This is a genomic window from Candidatus Accumulibacter contiguus (genome assembly GCF_012940005.1).
In the GTDB taxonomy this organism is placed as follows: domain Bacteria; phylum Pseudomonadota; class Gammaproteobacteria; order Burkholderiales; family Rhodocyclaceae; genus Accumulibacter; species Accumulibacter contiguus.
This window is the reverse complement of record NZ_SPMX01000075.1, coordinates 1-13,930: the sequence shown is the minus strand read 5'-3', so window position 1 is coordinate 13,930 and position 13,930 is coordinate 1. Positions and strand designations below refer to the sequence as shown.

Genomic DNA, 13,930 nt, shown 5'->3' with positions numbered 1-13,930 from the left:
CCTGATATCCGCCGAATGGACACCGGCCCAGGCTTTCGCCGTCGTCGAACTGCTCGACGACTTGCGGGACCGGATCTGCGCTCACTACCAGACCGCCCTCTTTGAACTGCTTCGTGACGAGCAATCCAGGGACAGCGACGCCAATCCCTACGACCCCTGGACCGAAGAGCCGCCGTTCTAACCGCTGCCAACCTTCCAATCCTCAAGGGGCCCTTACCGGCCCCTCCTTTGTCCACTCAATCAGTCCAGCATTCTCTGCCATTCTTCTGCGCCATTTATGCGCGCTTCCTTCCAGCCACTAACAATCGGCAAGGATCTCCAGCACCATCAGCGCGCCGTGCTCGGTGCGCGTCTGCCAGCGCCACGAAAGCTTCAAGCCCTGTTCATTGACAGCGCGTTCGAACCCCATGCGCTTCAGGTTGTCCTCCAGCGAGTGGTACGCGTCGGTGTCGGCCAGGAGCTGCAGATCGATGACGATGTCGACATCCAGCGTGCCGGCGTGCGCAGGCACGTCGGGTGGACGCTGGGGCACCAGATAGCGCAGGGTCAGTCCTCCCACTAGGAAAACCGATTCCTTCCATGGGCCGAGTCCGCGCAGCAGCGTGACGAGAACGCGCTCGCAGTCCACGGTGTAGGCATCGCTGTATCCACCGAAGTGGGTCGGTTTGACCATCAGAAGCCGATCCTTTCTTTGCGCAGGTGCTCGGCCAACTCCTTGGCGCGCCCCTCGGCGCACACGAGGTCCAGGTAGGTCTGGATCGGGCTGGCCAGCCAGACACCGTCCACCCGCTGCCTGAACAGCAGATCCCCTGGCGATTTGGCGTCGATGACCACCAGATTCGCTCCCTCACTGACGGGGCGGGCGCCCAGTTCGCCCAGCGCTGCTTCGGTGGCCGAGCCGACTGGCAAGCGGATGCGAACCTGCGAGACGTTCGACAGAAACGGGGCGTAGCGCTGGGCAGCCGCTTCATGGGTGACCGCGTAGTCGATTCCACGCGATGAACACACGCCTTCGAGTCCTGCGGCCAGGGCGTCGGTTTTCATGGACGGAACGAAGAACCTTCGCATCGCCTCGGCCGGTTGCTGCTTCAGGCTCGTTGCCCAGGCATCCAGCAGTGCGGCAGGCTGACGCACGCGCCGCTGCTTGCCCGGCCCCTGTCCCCGCGAACCCAGCCAATCGAGTCGCTCCAGTTCGGTCAAGACCATCGACACCGTCGATGGGGATGCCGAGACGTCTTCGGCCAGATCGGTCACACCGAGCCAGTCCTCGCGACGCATCAGCAGACCATGCAGCACGTGCGCACGGCGCCCTGAAAACAGCGAACGAATGGCGCGGGAGGTCGACTTCGACGGCGGCTTGTCCACGAAGAAGAGCGCACCCGGTGCGGGGAGGTACAGGCTGCCCCCGGCGTCGAAATAACCGACCCGCTCCGCTTGCAGCAACTCCTTGGCGCCCGGGGAGATCGATTCGGCTACAAGCAGCGACACGGCGTTTTCTGCGCCGGCATCGCCAATGCGCCGCGACGCCGCATCCCGGATCTGCCAAAGTGCCTGCCGGACATCCCGCGGATAGAGCGCCTTTCGGATCCTGACCAGCAGTGCCAATGGACGCCCGGCGACCAGCATCGAGACCGAAACGTCGTTCACCGCGGCCTGCCCGCCGGCGTCGCCTTGGCACGCGAGATCAGCCGTCACGTCCGGGAGGGCCCGCAGGGCTTCCAGGAGTTCGGCGATCAACGCGCGCTCGACTTCAGGGGTGTTCACGATCGTGCCTCATGGGTTATTCGCTGTGCAGCGAATGAAGAAACTGTATAGGATATTCCCAAGATAAGGCAATATTTGCTGCACAGCAAATCTTTAGGATTCCCTGAACCACGATCGCAACGATCCACGAAAACCGAAAACCTGTCCCCGTGAACCCGTCCGCTGAAGCCACAGATGGTCAGTCGCTCAGACGCCCTGGCGACGTCTTCAGCGCTTCCATGGTCAAACGGAAGTTCGTCGCGGAGGTACTTGCCACCATCGGGCCGACTGCCACCGCCCATCAAACCTTTGTCGAAGGCAATATGCTCGCGACCGGGGAGCGCAACGCATGAACCGTCCGCGACGGCAAGGCCGTGAGGCGCCCACCACGACAAGATGCTCGTCCAAGACCCTCGACGAATGCAAGGCGATCCAGCTTGAGCACCGTCAGGCCATGGAGGCACGCGCCAAGGAAAAAGGCACGACCTTGATGGCAGCGCGGCAAAATGCTTGCGACCGCATGCAGGCACGCGGCTTCTTCAGCGAGCAAATGTCGGAGACCGAGGGACGAATTGCTTAAACCGGTTTCGGGGGCCATGATGCTGGGAGTGGGCATTCTGCTGATCGCTGCCCCGGCGGCACTCAACGACCTGCGCGTGGCGCTGGTCTTGCTGGTTGGCTCGATCGGCTTTTTCGGGTTGGTCCATTGGCTGAGGAAGCCTGTGCAGGGTGCAGACAATGAATAGAGTCCTGATCATCACGCTGCTGCTGTCGGTCGCCGCAACTGCGCAGGCGCGTGGCCCCGTGCGCGCGAGCGAGGGGAATACCCGCGGCTGGCAGTTGATGACAGCGGATGAGCGAATCGAACATCAGGCGAGGATTCGTGGCTTCACGACGTACGAGGAGTGCCGCAGCTACCAGGTCGCGCATCACCAACTCATGGAAGAGCGCGCCAGAGCGCGCGGCATGGCGTTGCCGCAGGGAGGACGTGACATCTGTGAGCACCTGCGGCCGGCAAGCGACTCTCGCCAGCCCTCCAGTTGATTCCTGCGCGAGCCCACCATGTTCCTCCTTCGCTGGCTATCGATTCCGCTGCTGATCCTTGCCTTTACCGCAGGCCCCGTTTACTGGGCCTTCCCGGAGGGCCTGTCGCTCGCACGCAGTCTGGGCATTGTCCTCGGTTGGGCGGGCTGCGGCCTGCTGCTCGCCAGCCTGCTGCTGATGCTGCGGGAAACCTGGCTGTCCCGCTGGCTGGGCGGACTGGAACGGATGTACCAATGGCATCACCGCGTCGGCATGGCCGCTTACGTCCTGCTGCTGGCACATCCGCTGGCGCTCGCTGCCGATGCCTGGCCCGCGTCTCCTGCTCTGGCCTGGCAGACGCTTTCACCGTTCAGCCAGGGCTGGCCGGTCAGGCTCGGTTGGCTGTCGCTGCTGCTCCTGATGCTCGGGCTGGCGGCCACTTTCGCGACGCGCCTACCCTATCGACCCTGGCGCTGGCTGCATGTCTCGCTGGGGGTCGGCGTGCTGGCCGGTCTGTGGCACCTGCTGCAACTCGGCATCGAAGAACCGGTATTGCCGATCCTGGCACTGGCCGCCCTGTTCCTCGGCTGGCGACTCCTGCTGGAAGATAGCGGATTGGCGGCGCGGCCGTACATCGTGCAATCGGCCGTGCCAGTTGCTGACGGCATGGTCGAGATCTCTCTCAAGCCGCTGGCAGAACCCATTGCCGCCACTGCAGGACAGTTCGTCCTGGTCGCTTTTTTCGCCGGGCCGACGTTCCGGGGTTGCGGCGAATTTCACCCCTTCACGGTCAGCTCCATCGGCACCGACCGTGCAATCCGCGTCGGCGTCAAGGCCCTCGGCGATTGCACCCGGCGCATCCAGTCCATCGAGCCGGGCGTCCTGGCGCGGGTGCATGGCGCCTTCGGCACCTTCCTGGCCGAGCGGCCAGCGGCACCGCAACTGTGGCTGGCCGGCGGCATCGGCATCACGCCTTTCCTGGCGCTGCTGCGAGCAGGCCCGCTCAGTCAGCAGACGACTCTCGTCTATCTCTATCGCGCCGAGGCCGACGCTGCCTTTCTGCAGGAGCTGCGCGCGCTCGCCGAACGCGATCCACATTTATCCCTGCAGGCTCTGGCCACCGGGAACGAGCCGCCGGATGTCAATGCTTTCCTGCCCGACGCAGTCAAGCTGGCCGGAGTTGAGTGTTATCTGTGCGGGCCGCCGGGCATGCTGGCCGCGGTCAGACAGTCCCTCCACGCGCGCGGCATCCAGCCTCGCCATATCCATTTTGAAAACTTCGGATTCCGATAATGCGCCGACTCTACCTATCCACCACCCTCATTTTCTGGCTGCTGGTGTCAGCCTTCTGGGCAAGCAGCCTGTGGTTGCCGCCCGCTGAAGAAAGCGTTGCAGTAGCGGCCGAAAAGGTCATCGCAAGGAGCGAACTGGCCAGGCACGCACTGCCGGACAACTGCTGGATGGCGATTCGCGGCGCGGTCTACGACCTGAGCGCCTATCTGCCCCGGCATCCGTCGCCCCCCGAGATCGTTCTGCCCTGGTGCGGCAAGGAGGCGACCGAGGCCTATGACACCAAGACCAAAGGGCGCCCGCATTCCGCCTATGCCGACGAGTTGCTCGCCAAGTACCGGATCGGCATCCTGGCTGCCAACAAACCGTGACCAACGACCTCCTGGCTTCATTCTCACCACCCGGCACGGCGAGGCCACCCTGCCCAGCACCCGAACAGGCGCCGCTGGGGGTCATCGAGGAGGTGCACGGGCCGGTCATCGACATCCTGTGCAGCCGCCTGCCGCCGCTGCATCAGGCGGTGTATGTCTGCCTCGATGGCGAGCGTTACACCTTCGAGGTGCATCGCCACCTCGACGAATCCCGGGCCCGGGCGATCGCCCTGCATCGCACGGCCGGTCTGCGCCGGCTGCTGCCAGTCTTTGACAGCGGCGGGCCGCTGCAGATACCGGTGACCCCGGATTGCCTGGGCCGCTTGCTCGACATCTTTGGCCACCCGCTGGATGGTGGCCCGCTGCTCGCGTCGACGGAATCTCGCCCCATCGTCGCGGCCCCGGCGCCGCTTTCGGAAGCGCTCGGCATGGGAGAAATCCTGCCGACCGGCATCAAGGTGATCGACCTCCTGTGTCCCTTCGTGCGCGGCGGCAAGACCGGCCTGTTCGGTGGCGCCGGTGTCGGCAAGACGGTGCTGATCATGGAATTCATGAACGCCATCGTCCACCTGCACCAGGGGGTATCGGTCTTCGCCGGAGTCGGTGAGCGCATTCGCGAAGGACATGAGCTCTGGCACGACATGCAGGACGCCGGCGTCATGCCGCGCTCGCTGCTGGTGTTCGGTCAGATGGACGAATCGCCGGGAGTCCGCTTCCGCATTGGGCTGTCGGCGCTGACCTATGCCGAATACCTGCGCGACCATGTCGCCAAGGAAGTGCTGTTCCTGATGGACAACGCTTTCCGCTTCGTGCAGGCGGGCAGCGAGCTCTCGGGGCTGCTCGGGCGCATGCCGGCGACGGTCGGTTACCAGCCGACACTGCTCTCCGAAGTGGCGGAATTGCAGGAGCGCATTTCTTCCACACGCAGCGGCAACATCACCGCCGTCGAGGCCGTGTATGTACCCGCTGACGATATGACCGACCCGGCGGTGGGGGCGATCCTCGCCCACCTCGACACCACCGTCATTCTTTCGCGCAGTCAGGCGGCCAAGGGGATCTACCCGGCGGTCGACCCCCTGGCTTCGGGCAGCCGCATGATGGATCGCGTCACCCTCGGCGACCGTCACTACCGGGTGGCGCAAGCAGTGCGCGAGCATCTCGCCCGCTACCGCGAACTTGAAGACATCATCGCCATGCTGGGCATGGAAGCGCTGTCGGAAGCCGACCGGCGCACCGTTCTGCGGGCGCGCTTGCTCGAACGTTATCTCACGCAGCCGTTCTTTGTCGTTGCCGACCACACCGGTATCGCCGGGGCCTCGGTACCTCTGGCAACGACCCTCACCGATTGCGAGGAGTTCATCAAGGGGAGCTACGACGAGCTGCCCGAGGATCGCTGCTATATGCGCGCCGGTATGGAGTGTGTGCAATGAGCAGCGGGATCACCCTGCATCTGCAGAGCGCAGTGCGCTGCGAGCGGTTCGACAAGGTGCAGAGCTTTGTCGGCAGCGATGCCAGCGGCAGCTTCGGCATTCAGCCGGGACGCGCCCGCTTCATGACAGTCCTCGACTATGGCCTGTCGCGTTTTCGCAGCACGCAGGGTGCGTGGCAGTATCTCGCCTGCCCCGGCGCCGTACTGCGCTTTGCCGACGATCAACTGACCGTCAGTACCCGGCGCTACCTCTGCGACGAAGACTATCAACGAATCTCGGAACTGCTGGCAGGGCAACTGGCACAGGAAGAAGAGGCTCTGAGGAGCGTCAAGGACAATCTCCAACAACTGGAGCAGGAGCTTTTCCGGCGCCTGCGCACCCTGGATCGGTGGCCGTCATGAACGACCATCACCGCAAGTCATCATGAACGACCATCTTCGCAAGTCATTATGAACGACGATCTTCGTAAGTCATTATGAACGACGACAAGTGGCGTCGCGAAGTTTCCCGTGACAGCGAAAGACTCAAGGAGGCTGAACGGAGCCGGCGCTCTCTTCTCGTGCAGACGGTCTTCCTCGGCAGTCTGTCGGTGCTGTTCCTGGCGCCCCTGCTGGCGGGGGCCTATCTGGGGCGCTGGCTCGACAGCCTGGGTGAGGGCTACACGGTGCGGTGGACGGTGAATCTGATCCTCCTCGGCCTCGCGCTCGGCGTGTTCAATGTCTATCTCTTCATCCGAAAATACTGGTAATGGAAGCGGCAAGCGTTGTTTTCAGTCTGGGGGGCTTGCGCATCACCTCGACGGTGGTAACCACCTGGGGCCTCCTGCTGACCTTCGGACTGTCCTGCTGGCTGGCGACCCGACGACTTTCGGTCGACCACCCCGGTCTTGTGCAAACGGCGCTGGAAGGTGTCGTCCAGTCGATCGAGGCGGCCATCGAAGGGGTGCTACCGGGCCGATCCGGCCTGCTCCTGCCTTTCATTGGTACCCTCTGGCTGTTCGTCGCCGTGGCCAATCTGACCGGGATCGTTCCCGGTCTGCATGCACCCACCAGCGATCTGTCGACCACCGCCGCGCTGGCCTGCCTGGTCTTTGTCTCGGTGCACTGGTTCGGCATCCGCAGCGAAGGTCTGAAGAATTATCTGCGCCACTATCTGGTCCCCAGCCCGATCCTCCTGCCGTTTCATTTGCTCGGCGAGTTTTCCCGCACCATCGCGCTGGCAATGCGCCTCTTCGGCAACATCATGAGCCTCGAAATGGCCGCCCTGCTGGTTCTCCTGGTTGCGGGCCTGCTGGTGCCGGTACCGGTACTCATGCTGCACATCGTCGAAGCCCTCGTCCAAGCGTACATCTTCGGCACGCTGGCCCTGATCTACATCGCCGGCGGCATGCAATCGCATGCTGTGGAGAACCCCGAAGCCCCCCCCATCGAATGACACGAAAGGAAGCAGCCCATGAGCGACATGCACTGGTTTGTCCTGGTCTCCACCGTGGCGGCAACGCTGGCCATCGCGATCGGCATCATCTTCCCGGCCATTGCCATGGGCCGGGCGATCACGCAGGCGCTGGAGGCTCTGTCGCGGCAGCCGGAGGCGGAGAAGTCGATCACCCGCACCCTGTTCATCGGCCTGGCGATGATCGAGTCGCTGGCCATCTACGTCCTGGTGATCGTGCTGATCATCCTCTTCCGCAATCCGCTGCTCGAATACCTCTTGAAGTAGGAGGCGGCCATGGAGCTGGACTGGACCACCTTTGCCCTTGAAATCATCAATTTCCTGGCGCTGATCTGGATCCTCGAACGCTTTCTCTCTCGCCCGGTACTGGCGACCCTGGCCGAACGCCGGGCCGGAATCGAAGCCACCCTCAACGAAGCGCGCGCGACGGAAGCACGGGCCTTGGCCCTGCAGCGCCAGTTCGAAAGCCGTCTGGCCGACTGGGAGCGAGAGAAGGCGGCCGCTCGCAGCCAGTTCGATGCCCAGATGGCGGCAGAGCATGCGCGACAGATGGAAGGGCTGAACCGGGACCTGGCCACTGAGCGGCAACGGAATGCCGCCCGTGAAGCACACCGGCAGGAGACCCTGCAGCGCGAACTCGCCAGCCAGTCCGGCGCCCTCGCCCGCCAGTTCGCCAGCGCACTACTGACCCGGCTTGCCAGCCCCGAGATCGAAGCGCGGCTGCTGGAAATCTTCGTCGAGGAACTGTCGGCTTTACCCGAAGAACGTCTGGAGCCTTTGCGGGCGGGCCAGAATGGTCATCGGCAAGGCGTGTTGCGCAGCGCCCATCCGCTCTCGGAGGAACAACGCCGGCAGATCTCCGGAGCCGTCGATGCCCGGCTGGGAAAGCTCGTCCACCTCGATTTCGTCGAGGACAGCGGGCTGCGGGCCGGCGTCCGGCTATCGCTCGGGGCCTGGCAACTGGATCTCAGCCTGGCCGGCGAACTGGGCGTTTTTGCGGAAGCAGGCAGGCTTGATCACTGACCCATCTGCACTGAACGCTGGCGGCCTGCGCAGCCAGTGGCTCGCCGGCTACCAGCCGCAATTGCGGATCAGCGAAATCGGCAAGCTGGCGGCGATCGGCGACGGCATCGCCTGGATCGAGGGGCTGCCATCGGCGGCGATGGACCAGATCCTGCGTTTCGAGAATGGCAGCGAGGCGCTGGTGTTCCATCTCGGCAGCAAGCGCATCGGCGCCATCCTGCTCGGTCAGGAGGAAGGCCTCGCTGCCGGTGCAGCGGCCCATCTGACCGGACGGCGACTCGATATCGGCGTCGGTGACGGCTTTCTCGGCCGCGTGGTGGACCCGCTGGGGAATCCCCTCGATGGCGGGCCGCAACCGAAATTCACGCGGCGCCGCGCGCTGGAAGTCCCCTCACCACCGATCACCGCCCGTGATTTCGTCAGGCGCCCTTTGCTCAGCGGCAGCAAGATGGTCGATACCATGATCCCGATCGGCAAAGGCCAGCGGCAACTGATCATTGGCGACGCGGGCACCGGCAAGAGTTCGCTGGCGATGGACACGATCATCGCCCAGAAAGGGCGCGATGTGCTCTGCGTCTATGTGCTGATCAGCCAGAAGCGCTCGGCGGTGGTCGCCACCATCGAGACCCTGCGCCAGGCAGGCGTTCTCGACATCAGCTGCGTCGTCGTCGCCGAGGCCACCACCACACCCGGGCTCAAGTTCCTCGCGCCCTTCGCCGGCTGCGCCCTGGCGGAAGAATGGATGTGGGGCGGCCGCGACGTGCTGGTGGTGTACGACGACCTCACCACGCATGCACGGGCCTATCGCGAGCTGTCGCTGCTGCTGCGTCGCCCGCCGGGGCGGGAAGCCTACCCCGGCGATATCTTCTACCTGCACGCGCGACTGCTCGAACGCTCGACCTGTCTGGCCTCGCGTTACGGTAGCGGCAGCATGACCGCCCTGCCGATCGTCGAAACCGAGCAGGGCGAGATCGCCGCCTATATACCCACCAACCTGATCTCGATCACCGACGGCCAGATCTACCTCGATCCGGCGCTCTACGCGCGCGGTTTTCTGCCCGCCATCGACATCACCCGCTCGGTTTCGCGAATCGGTGGCAAGGCGCAGTTACCGGCCATCAAGGCCGAGGCCGGGCGCATGAAACTGGATTTCCTGCAGTTTCTCGAACTGGAGGTCTTCACCCGCTTCGGCTCGCGGCTGGAGGCCGGGGTCGATGCCAAAATCCAGCGCGGCCGGCTGCTGCGGGAACTGCTCAAACAGGAACGCCTGGCGCCGCTGTCGCCGGAACAGCACCTGGCCTGGCTGGTCGCCTACAATGAGGGAGCATTCGACGCCTTGGCAGGTGAGGCGGTCCAGGGACGGCTGGCGAGACTGCTGCACCAGGCGGCGGCTGGGGGACCCGGGCTGGCCGCGGGTCGGGATGCCTGGCGGGATGCCGTCGCCGGCTGGCTGCAGGAGGCGTGCGATGAGCCGCCGGCGTGAGATGGAATACACTCTGTCGCGGTGGATCTTTGGTCGGCCGTGTATTGGTTGGCATGCAACGCCCCCTTCACGAGGAAGTTCGCAAGCTTTACCGCGCAGTCGCTGCTGACACCCTGATTGACCAAGGCACTGTGGTTCGGCTCAAGACACAGTCGCGGCCAGCCGGTGGACCTGTGTGCCTCGAAACCGCAAGCTCTGGCGGACGGTTGACCACGTGCCGACTGGCCTCCCGAGCCTATGAGCACTGGCGTGGGTTGCTGCGGGAGTTCTCAAAGAACGCCAATCTGCTGGCAGGCGTCGAGAAACGGCTTCTTGAGAAAGTTGCACTCAGCATACGGATGCTTCTGCGCCTGCCGCACCAATGTCGTTAGAAACTCGGCAGGATCTCGGCCATCCTCTTTCCATTCGTCCAGCACCTGCGTCATCCCCTGCTCCTTATCCCCAGACTAACGAATGATAATGTCCTTTATCATGCATAATATGACGGACGAAAACAGAGGTCAACCCAGCATAACCCCGCAAAAGCGCACGGAATCCTGGATATTGCCAAATCATGTTTGACACGACTAAGTAGGATTGTTACCTTGAAGCCATGCGAACGACGAAAACACTCTCCATTACTCTGCCGCCCGAAATGCTCGCCCGCGCCGCGGAGATGGCCCGGCGCGAACACCGCACGATGAGCGAACTGGTGCGCGAAGCCCTGCGCGAATACGAGCGCAAGAACTGGTGGGCAGAAATGAATGCCTTTGGCCAGGCGAAAGCAGCCGAACGGGGTCTGACCGAGCCCGATGTCGAGCGGGCCGTGCACGAAGTGCGTCGCGAGCGGGCGAGCCGCGATCCCAAGCCCACGGCGTGACGGTCGTCGTTGCCGATACGAGCGTCTATGTTTCGGCGCTCGTCTTCGGAGGGGTGCCGCAGACTGCCCTGATCAAGGCGCTCACGGCCCCCTTCCGCGTCGCGGTCTCCCCTGAGCTGAAGGCCGAGCTTGTGAAACCCTTGAGCGAAAATTTGACTGGCCTTCCTCCCGTGTGGCCCATGCCTGCGCCTACTTGTGGAGAGAGGCTATCTGGTGCGAGCCGGCTGCCGTTCATGCCTCGCGCGATCCCAATGACGATCACGTGCTTGGCTGTGCAATCGCTGCTTCAGCCAACGTGCTGGTCACGGGCGACAAAGACTTGCTGTCGTTGCATCCGTTCAAGAGCATTGCCATCGTGACGCCCGCGACATTTCTCGCGATGCCGTGGACGGTCCACGGTGACGACCGAGTACCAGCTTGAGGATGTTATCCGCAAGGCGTTTCGCCTCATGGACGAACAGGATCGCGTGCGGGCGGCCAAGCTCGAACAGTTACGCCAGGATATCCGCGATGGCCTCGACAGCGGCGAGCCCACGCCATGGGACCCCGAGGAAATCAAGCGCGAAGGCCGCAAAAGAAGAGCCGCGCGCGTTCCCGCCAGCCAAGATGTGTAGACTCGCCCGCCGGGAACTCGGCGTTGAACGGACCTGCTACGGCGGCACGATCAAAGGCGTCACCCCTTCCATGGTGCTCAATGACAGCAAGGGCGAACTGTGCCCGGCCGTCGCCCGCGGGTCCATCGAACGGGCGCAGCGCTTCGAGCGACTTTGCTATTGGGCGCTGGCCGAGGGGCTGATCTCGCTGAGCAAGGCGCCGGAGTTGCTGCGCGCTCCCATCTCCGATGTCAAAAGCGGCCTGCAAGGGCCGCAGGCCGCCCATGCGCATCATCGTCAGCGACAGCAGTTGTCTGATAGACATCAGAAAGGCGTCCTTGATCGACGCCCCTTTTGGCCTCGATCATCATTCCGGCCAAGGCCAAGTGCTGAGCGTGGAGAAAGGAGTGGCAGGCCCCTCGAAATCTCGTACCCTTGGAAGTGCAAACTCACCGAGGGAGAAGGAAGATGCTCGAAGGTCCTGCCGGGATTGACTATAGCCCAGATACGAGGCCGGTGCCACTGTGCGCTGCACGGTGGTCGATGGTGGGTGGGTCGTGAAGCGCGCTCGCGCCTGGAGCGGGCTGAACAGCTTGGGGCGGCCAGCGCGCGCTTGGCGGCGGGACAGCCGCAACGGCAGGTAGCCGCCGACCTCGGCCTGGCACGCAGTACCTTGCAGGAGTGATGCAAACCGGTTGCGGTCGGCGCGGCCCCAGCGGCTTTGGCGGCGCACTTCAGCATCACCCTGCAGGGTGGTGCCGGAGTTCGGGTGGTGTGCCAATTCCTTGAGTTGAGCGGGCTGTCGGCCTTCGTCGGCGCCAGCTACGGCACCCAGCAAGGCCTCAATGCGGCGCTGGAGGAGGCGCTGGTCGCCGTCGCGGAGGAGCAGCGCGCGGCGCTGGCGCGGGGCATGCCGCACCGGGATCTCACGGTGTGTGAGGATGAGACTTTCCATCCACAGATGGGTCTGGTGGCGCTGGAGCCGGTGTCGGGCTTTCTTCTTCTGGAACAGTACGCGGCGGATCGTCAGGCGGCGACCTGGACGCAGGCGCTCCAGGAAGCCCTGGTCGGCTTGGATGTCGCCGTGATTCAGGGCACCAGCGACGAGGCCGGGGCGTTGCATCGGCATGTCGAGGTGGACCTGGGTGTGCATCATTCGCCGGACCTCTTCCATGGTCAGCACGAGGTATCGAAGGCCACCAGCCTACACCTGGCCCGCCAGGTCCGGCAGGCCGCTGCGACCGTGACCGCCGCCCAGACGCGCTGGGCGGTTGAGCGGGCGGCCCAGCAGGCATACGAAGACCAGTCGCCACGTCCCTGCGGTCGCCCGCCCGCGTTCGCCGCCCGCATCCGCGCCGCCGTGAGCGAGGTGGTGCAGGCCGAAATCGCGCATGCCGAGGCGCAGGCGCGTCAGTGCGAAGCCCGGGAACTGGTGCGTGAACTGGGCATCGGGTATCACCCGTATGACCTGGAGTGTGGACAGGCACAACCCGTCGAACAGGTCGCGCAGCGCCTCAACGACGTCTGGACGCGGCTCGGGCGCCTCGCCGCAGCCGCTGAGCTGCCGACGCGCGCCCGTGAACGCCTGGCCAAAGCGCAACGTTTGACCACCCAACTGCTGGCCACCATTCCCTTTTTCTTCGCCACCCTGCAGGTGCAGGTCGAGGCCCTCGCGCTGCCCCTCGACCTGGAGCGCGCCCTCGTCGAAGAACTGATTCCTGCTCTGTATCTGGAGCGCGTCGCCGAGCGCAGCACCCTCGCCGAGCCGCGTCACCGACTACGCGCGCTGAGCCGCCAGTTGCTCGAACCGCTGCGTCACGGCGCGCATCCGATCCAGGCCTTACCGTCCACCGAGATCGCGCGCCTGGAACAGGTGGCCGGCGAATGCGCCGATCGCTTCCAGCGCAGCAGTTCCGGGGTGGAGGGCCGTAACGGACAACTGGCCCTGCATCACCAGGGCCGCCATCGCCTGAGCGACCGCAAGCTCGCGGCGCTCACCGCCGTGCACAACTATCACATCCGTCGCGCCGACGGCACAACCGCCGCCGAGCGCTTTTTTTAGCCGTGCCCACGAAACATTGTTCACGCAGGCGCTCCAGCGCATGCCGTTGCCCCCACGACCCGCGCGACGACGACTTCGACCGCCCAAGCCGCCCTATCTGATGCCGCTGGCGGCGTAGGGGGTGGCCGGAACGATGATCAAGGCCAAGCCACCGAGGTGGGTGGCCTGCAAGTTTGTCGCTGAAACGTTGTCTGGAAGAACTTGCAACTCAACGGGTCGAGACGGGTGCGAACGAAAGTGTTGGACGGGGAGTCTCGGTTTTAAGCCGCTCTGCGTAGAGGCTCCGCCCAGCGCTTTTCCCAATAGGTTTCCCACAGCTGGTTATGTCGCATGACACGCAGGTTGATCATGGCTTGAGCCATGTCCGCACGCCACCAAGCCCCTGGGCGCTTGAGGCGGGCCTGCACGAGGTAGCGATGAGAACTCTCGACCTCGCCAGAGCCGACGGGCAGATTCAGCGCAAGTGCGCGGGGGTAGTCCAACTGGTCGAGTCGGTTGGAGAAATAGCGCCAGGCGACGCGCACCGGAGCCTGCGGGTCATCGACCGATGCAGGTTCGAGGTGCAGTTTCATCTCTGCAACCACCTCGCGGGCCTGTCCCA

The 13,930-nt window shown here is 64.3% G+C and carries 19 protein-coding genes and 3 pseudogenes; 18 read left to right on the top strand and 4 right to left on the bottom strand.

From position 1 onward, the window contains the following. Position 1 precedes the first annotated feature (1 nt). Positions 2 to 181: a hypothetical protein gene (locus E4Q08_RS20320; protein WP_248595038.1), complete on the top strand. Its 180-nt coding sequence runs from the start codon at positions 2 to 4 to the stop codon at positions 179 to 181. A 123-nt stretch (positions 182 to 304) separates the two neighbouring features. On the opposite strand, the pseudogene E4Q08_RS20315 reads toward E4Q08_RS20320, so the two are convergent. After that, positions 305 to 673: pseudogene (locus E4Q08_RS20315) on the bottom strand (antitoxin); the annotation flags it as partial. Continuing rightward, a complete protein-coding gene (locus E4Q08_RS20310; protein WP_308240187.1) occupies positions 673 to 1,764 on the bottom strand; it encodes a hypothetical protein in 1,092 nt (363 codons plus the stop codon). The pseudogene E4Q08_RS20315 and the gene E4Q08_RS20310, both read right to left, overlap by 1 nt. Before the next feature lie 328 nt (positions 1,765 to 2,092). On the opposite strand from E4Q08_RS20310, the gene E4Q08_RS20305 reads away from it, so the two are divergent. The 12 genes from E4Q08_RS20305 to E4Q08_RS20250 all read left to right on the top strand — a co-directional run bounded on the left by E4Q08_RS20305 (position 2,093) and on the right by E4Q08_RS20250 (position 9,815). Further along, complete coding sequence (locus tag E4Q08_RS20305) at positions 2,093 to 2,323, top strand: hypothetical protein (RefSeq protein WP_169071692.1); 231 nt, start codon at positions 2,093 to 2,095, stop codon at positions 2,321 to 2,323. Between the two features lie 16 nt (positions 2,324 to 2,339). Then, complete coding sequence (locus tag E4Q08_RS20300) at positions 2,340 to 2,489, top strand: hypothetical protein (protein WP_169071701.1); 150 nt, start codon at positions 2,340 to 2,342, stop codon at positions 2,487 to 2,489. Then, entirely contained in the window at positions 2,482 to 2,787 is a 306-nt protein-coding gene (locus E4Q08_RS20295; RefSeq protein WP_169071700.1) for a hypothetical protein, read from the top strand. Before E4Q08_RS20300 ends, E4Q08_RS20295 begins: the two co-directional genes overlap by 8 nt. Positions 2,788 to 2,805: 18 nt before the next feature. Continuing rightward, complete coding sequence (locus tag E4Q08_RS20290; protein WP_169071699.1) at positions 2,806 to 4,059, top strand: ferric reductase-like transmembrane domain-containing protein; 1,254 nt, start codon at positions 2,806 to 2,808, stop codon at positions 4,057 to 4,059. Then, the gene (locus E4Q08_RS20285; protein WP_211203511.1) at positions 4,059 to 4,427 is read left to right on the top strand and encodes a cytochrome b5 domain-containing protein; all 369 of its coding nucleotides are present in this window, start codon (positions 4,059 to 4,061) and stop codon (positions 4,425 to 4,427) included. The genes E4Q08_RS20290 and E4Q08_RS20285 overlap by 1 nt, the downstream gene beginning before the upstream one ends. A 74-nt stretch (positions 4,428 to 4,501) precedes the next feature. Continuing rightward, entirely contained in the window at positions 4,502 to 5,857 is a 1,356-nt protein-coding gene (gene atpD, locus E4Q08_RS20280; protein ID WP_169071705.1) for a F0F1 ATP synthase subunit beta, read from the top strand. After that, entirely contained in the window at positions 5,854 to 6,258 is a 405-nt protein-coding gene (locus E4Q08_RS20275; protein WP_169071698.1) for a F0F1 ATP synthase subunit delta/epsilon, read from the top strand. The genes atpD and E4Q08_RS20275 overlap by 4 nt, the downstream gene beginning before the upstream one ends. Positions 6,259 to 6,332: 74 nt before the next feature. Beyond that, on the top strand, positions 6,333 to 6,605 hold the full coding sequence (locus tag E4Q08_RS20270; RefSeq protein ID WP_169071697.1) for an AtpZ/AtpI family protein: 273 nt from the start codon (positions 6,333 to 6,335) through the stop codon (positions 6,603 to 6,605). After that, positions 6,605 to 7,291: a F0F1 ATP synthase subunit A gene (locus E4Q08_RS20265; protein ID WP_169071696.1), complete on the top strand. Its 687-nt coding sequence runs from the start codon at positions 6,605 to 6,607 to the stop codon at positions 7,289 to 7,291. The genes E4Q08_RS20270 and E4Q08_RS20265 overlap by 1 nt, the downstream gene beginning before the upstream one ends. Positions 7,292 to 7,309: 18 nt before the next feature. Beyond that, on the top strand, positions 7,310 to 7,576 hold the full coding sequence (locus E4Q08_RS20260; protein ID WP_169071695.1) for an ATP synthase subunit C-like protein: 267 nt from the start codon (positions 7,310 to 7,312) through the stop codon (positions 7,574 to 7,576). A gap of 9 nt (positions 7,577 to 7,585) precedes the next feature. Then, positions 7,586 to 8,332 (top strand): F0F1 ATP synthase subunit delta, encoded by a 747-nt coding sequence (locus E4Q08_RS20255; RefSeq protein ID WP_169071694.1) that lies wholly within the window; start codon positions 7,586 to 7,588, stop codon positions 8,330 to 8,332. Continuing rightward, positions 8,322 to 9,815: a F0F1 ATP synthase subunit alpha gene (locus E4Q08_RS20250; protein WP_169071693.1), complete on the top strand. Its 1,494-nt coding sequence runs from the start codon at positions 8,322 to 8,324 to the stop codon at positions 9,813 to 9,815. Before E4Q08_RS20255 ends, E4Q08_RS20250 begins: the two co-directional genes overlap by 11 nt. 269 nt (positions 9,816 to 10,084) lie before the next feature. Here the strand turns inward: E4Q08_RS20250 and E4Q08_RS20245 are convergent. Further along, a pseudogene (locus tag E4Q08_RS20245) lies at positions 10,085 to 10,240 on the bottom strand (hypothetical protein); the annotation flags it as partial. A 167-nt stretch (positions 10,241 to 10,407) separates the two neighbouring features. Here E4Q08_RS20245 and E4Q08_RS20240 point away from each other — a divergent pair. The 5 genes from E4Q08_RS20240 to E4Q08_RS20225 all read left to right on the top strand — a co-directional run bounded on the left by E4Q08_RS20240 (position 10,408) and on the right by E4Q08_RS20225 (position 13,329). Continuing rightward, the gene (locus tag E4Q08_RS20240) at positions 10,408 to 10,674 is read left to right on the top strand and encodes a ribbon-helix-helix domain-containing protein (protein WP_034916234.1); all 267 of its coding nucleotides are present in this window, start codon (positions 10,408 to 10,410) and stop codon (positions 10,672 to 10,674) included. A 172-nt stretch (positions 10,675 to 10,846) separates the two neighbouring features. Continuing rightward, the gene (locus tag E4Q08_RS26265) at positions 10,847 to 11,095 is read left to right on the top strand and encodes a putative toxin-antitoxin system toxin component, PIN family (RefSeq protein WP_372703809.1); all 249 of its coding nucleotides are present in this window, start codon (positions 10,847 to 10,849) and stop codon (positions 11,093 to 11,095) included. After that, the gene (locus E4Q08_RS20230; RefSeq protein WP_288131552.1) at positions 11,073 to 11,288 is read left to right on the top strand and encodes a ribbon-helix-helix domain-containing protein; all 216 of its coding nucleotides are present in this window, start codon (positions 11,073 to 11,075) and stop codon (positions 11,286 to 11,288) included. The genes E4Q08_RS26265 and E4Q08_RS20230 overlap by 23 nt, the downstream gene beginning before the upstream one ends. After that, on the top strand, positions 11,281 to 11,952 hold the full coding sequence (locus E4Q08_RS25095; protein ID WP_248595037.1) for a helix-turn-helix domain-containing protein: 672 nt from the start codon (positions 11,281 to 11,283) through the stop codon (positions 11,950 to 11,952). Before E4Q08_RS20230 ends, E4Q08_RS25095 begins: the two co-directional genes overlap by 8 nt. Before the next feature lie 36 nt (positions 11,953 to 11,988). Beyond that, positions 11,989 to 13,329, top strand: a complete 1,341-nt coding sequence (locus E4Q08_RS20225; RefSeq protein WP_248595036.1) for a DUF6399 domain-containing protein — start codon at positions 11,989 to 11,991, stop codon at positions 13,327 to 13,329. A gap of 260 nt (positions 13,330 to 13,589) precedes the next feature. On the opposite strand, the pseudogene E4Q08_RS20220 reads toward E4Q08_RS20225, so the two are convergent. Beyond that, positions 13,590 to 13,930, bottom strand: a pseudogene (locus tag E4Q08_RS20220) (hypothetical protein); the annotation flags it as partial.

What these genes read in the sequence shown, in the direction of transcription:
- E4Q08_RS20295 (WP_169071700.1), top strand. Translation starts at nt 2,482, where the DNA reads ATGAATAGAGTCCTGATCATCACGCTGCTGCTGTCGGTCGCCGCAACT.
- E4Q08_RS25095 (WP_248595037.1), top strand. Translation starts at nt 11,281, where the DNA reads ATGTGTAGACTCGCCCGCCGGGAACTCGGCGTTGAACGGACCTGCTAC.
- E4Q08_RS20300 (WP_169071701.1), top strand. Translation starts at nt 2,340, where the DNA reads ATGATGCTGGGAGTGGGCATTCTGCTGATCGCTGCCCCGGCGGCACTC.
- E4Q08_RS20265 (WP_169071696.1), top strand. Translation starts at nt 6,605, where the DNA reads ATGGAAGCGGCAAGCGTTGTTTTCAGTCTGGGGGGCTTGCGCATCACC.
- E4Q08_RS20285 (WP_211203511.1), top strand. Translation starts at nt 4,059, where the DNA reads ATGCGCCGACTCTACCTATCCACCACCCTCATTTTCTGGCTGCTGGTG.
- E4Q08_RS20270 (WP_169071697.1), top strand. Translation starts at nt 6,333, where the DNA reads ATGAACGACGACAAGTGGCGTCGCGAAGTTTCCCGTGACAGCGAAAGA.
- E4Q08_RS20275 (WP_169071698.1), top strand. Translation starts at nt 5,854, where the DNA reads ATGAGCAGCGGGATCACCCTGCATCTGCAGAGCGCAGTGCGCTGCGAG.
- E4Q08_RS20305 (WP_169071692.1), top strand. Translation starts at nt 2,093, where the DNA reads ATGAACCGTCCGCGACGGCAAGGCCGTGAGGCGCCCACCACGACAAGA.
- E4Q08_RS20290 (WP_169071699.1), top strand. Translation starts at nt 2,806, where the DNA reads ATGTTCCTCCTTCGCTGGCTATCGATTCCGCTGCTGATCCTTGCCTTT.
- E4Q08_RS20260 (WP_169071695.1), top strand. Translation starts at nt 7,310, where the DNA reads ATGAGCGACATGCACTGGTTTGTCCTGGTCTCCACCGTGGCGGCAACG.
- E4Q08_RS20255 (WP_169071694.1), top strand. Translation starts at nt 7,586, where the DNA reads ATGGAGCTGGACTGGACCACCTTTGCCCTTGAAATCATCAATTTCCTG.
- E4Q08_RS20240 (WP_034916234.1), top strand. Translation starts at nt 10,408, where the DNA reads ATGCGAACGACGAAAACACTCTCCATTACTCTGCCGCCCGAAATGCTC.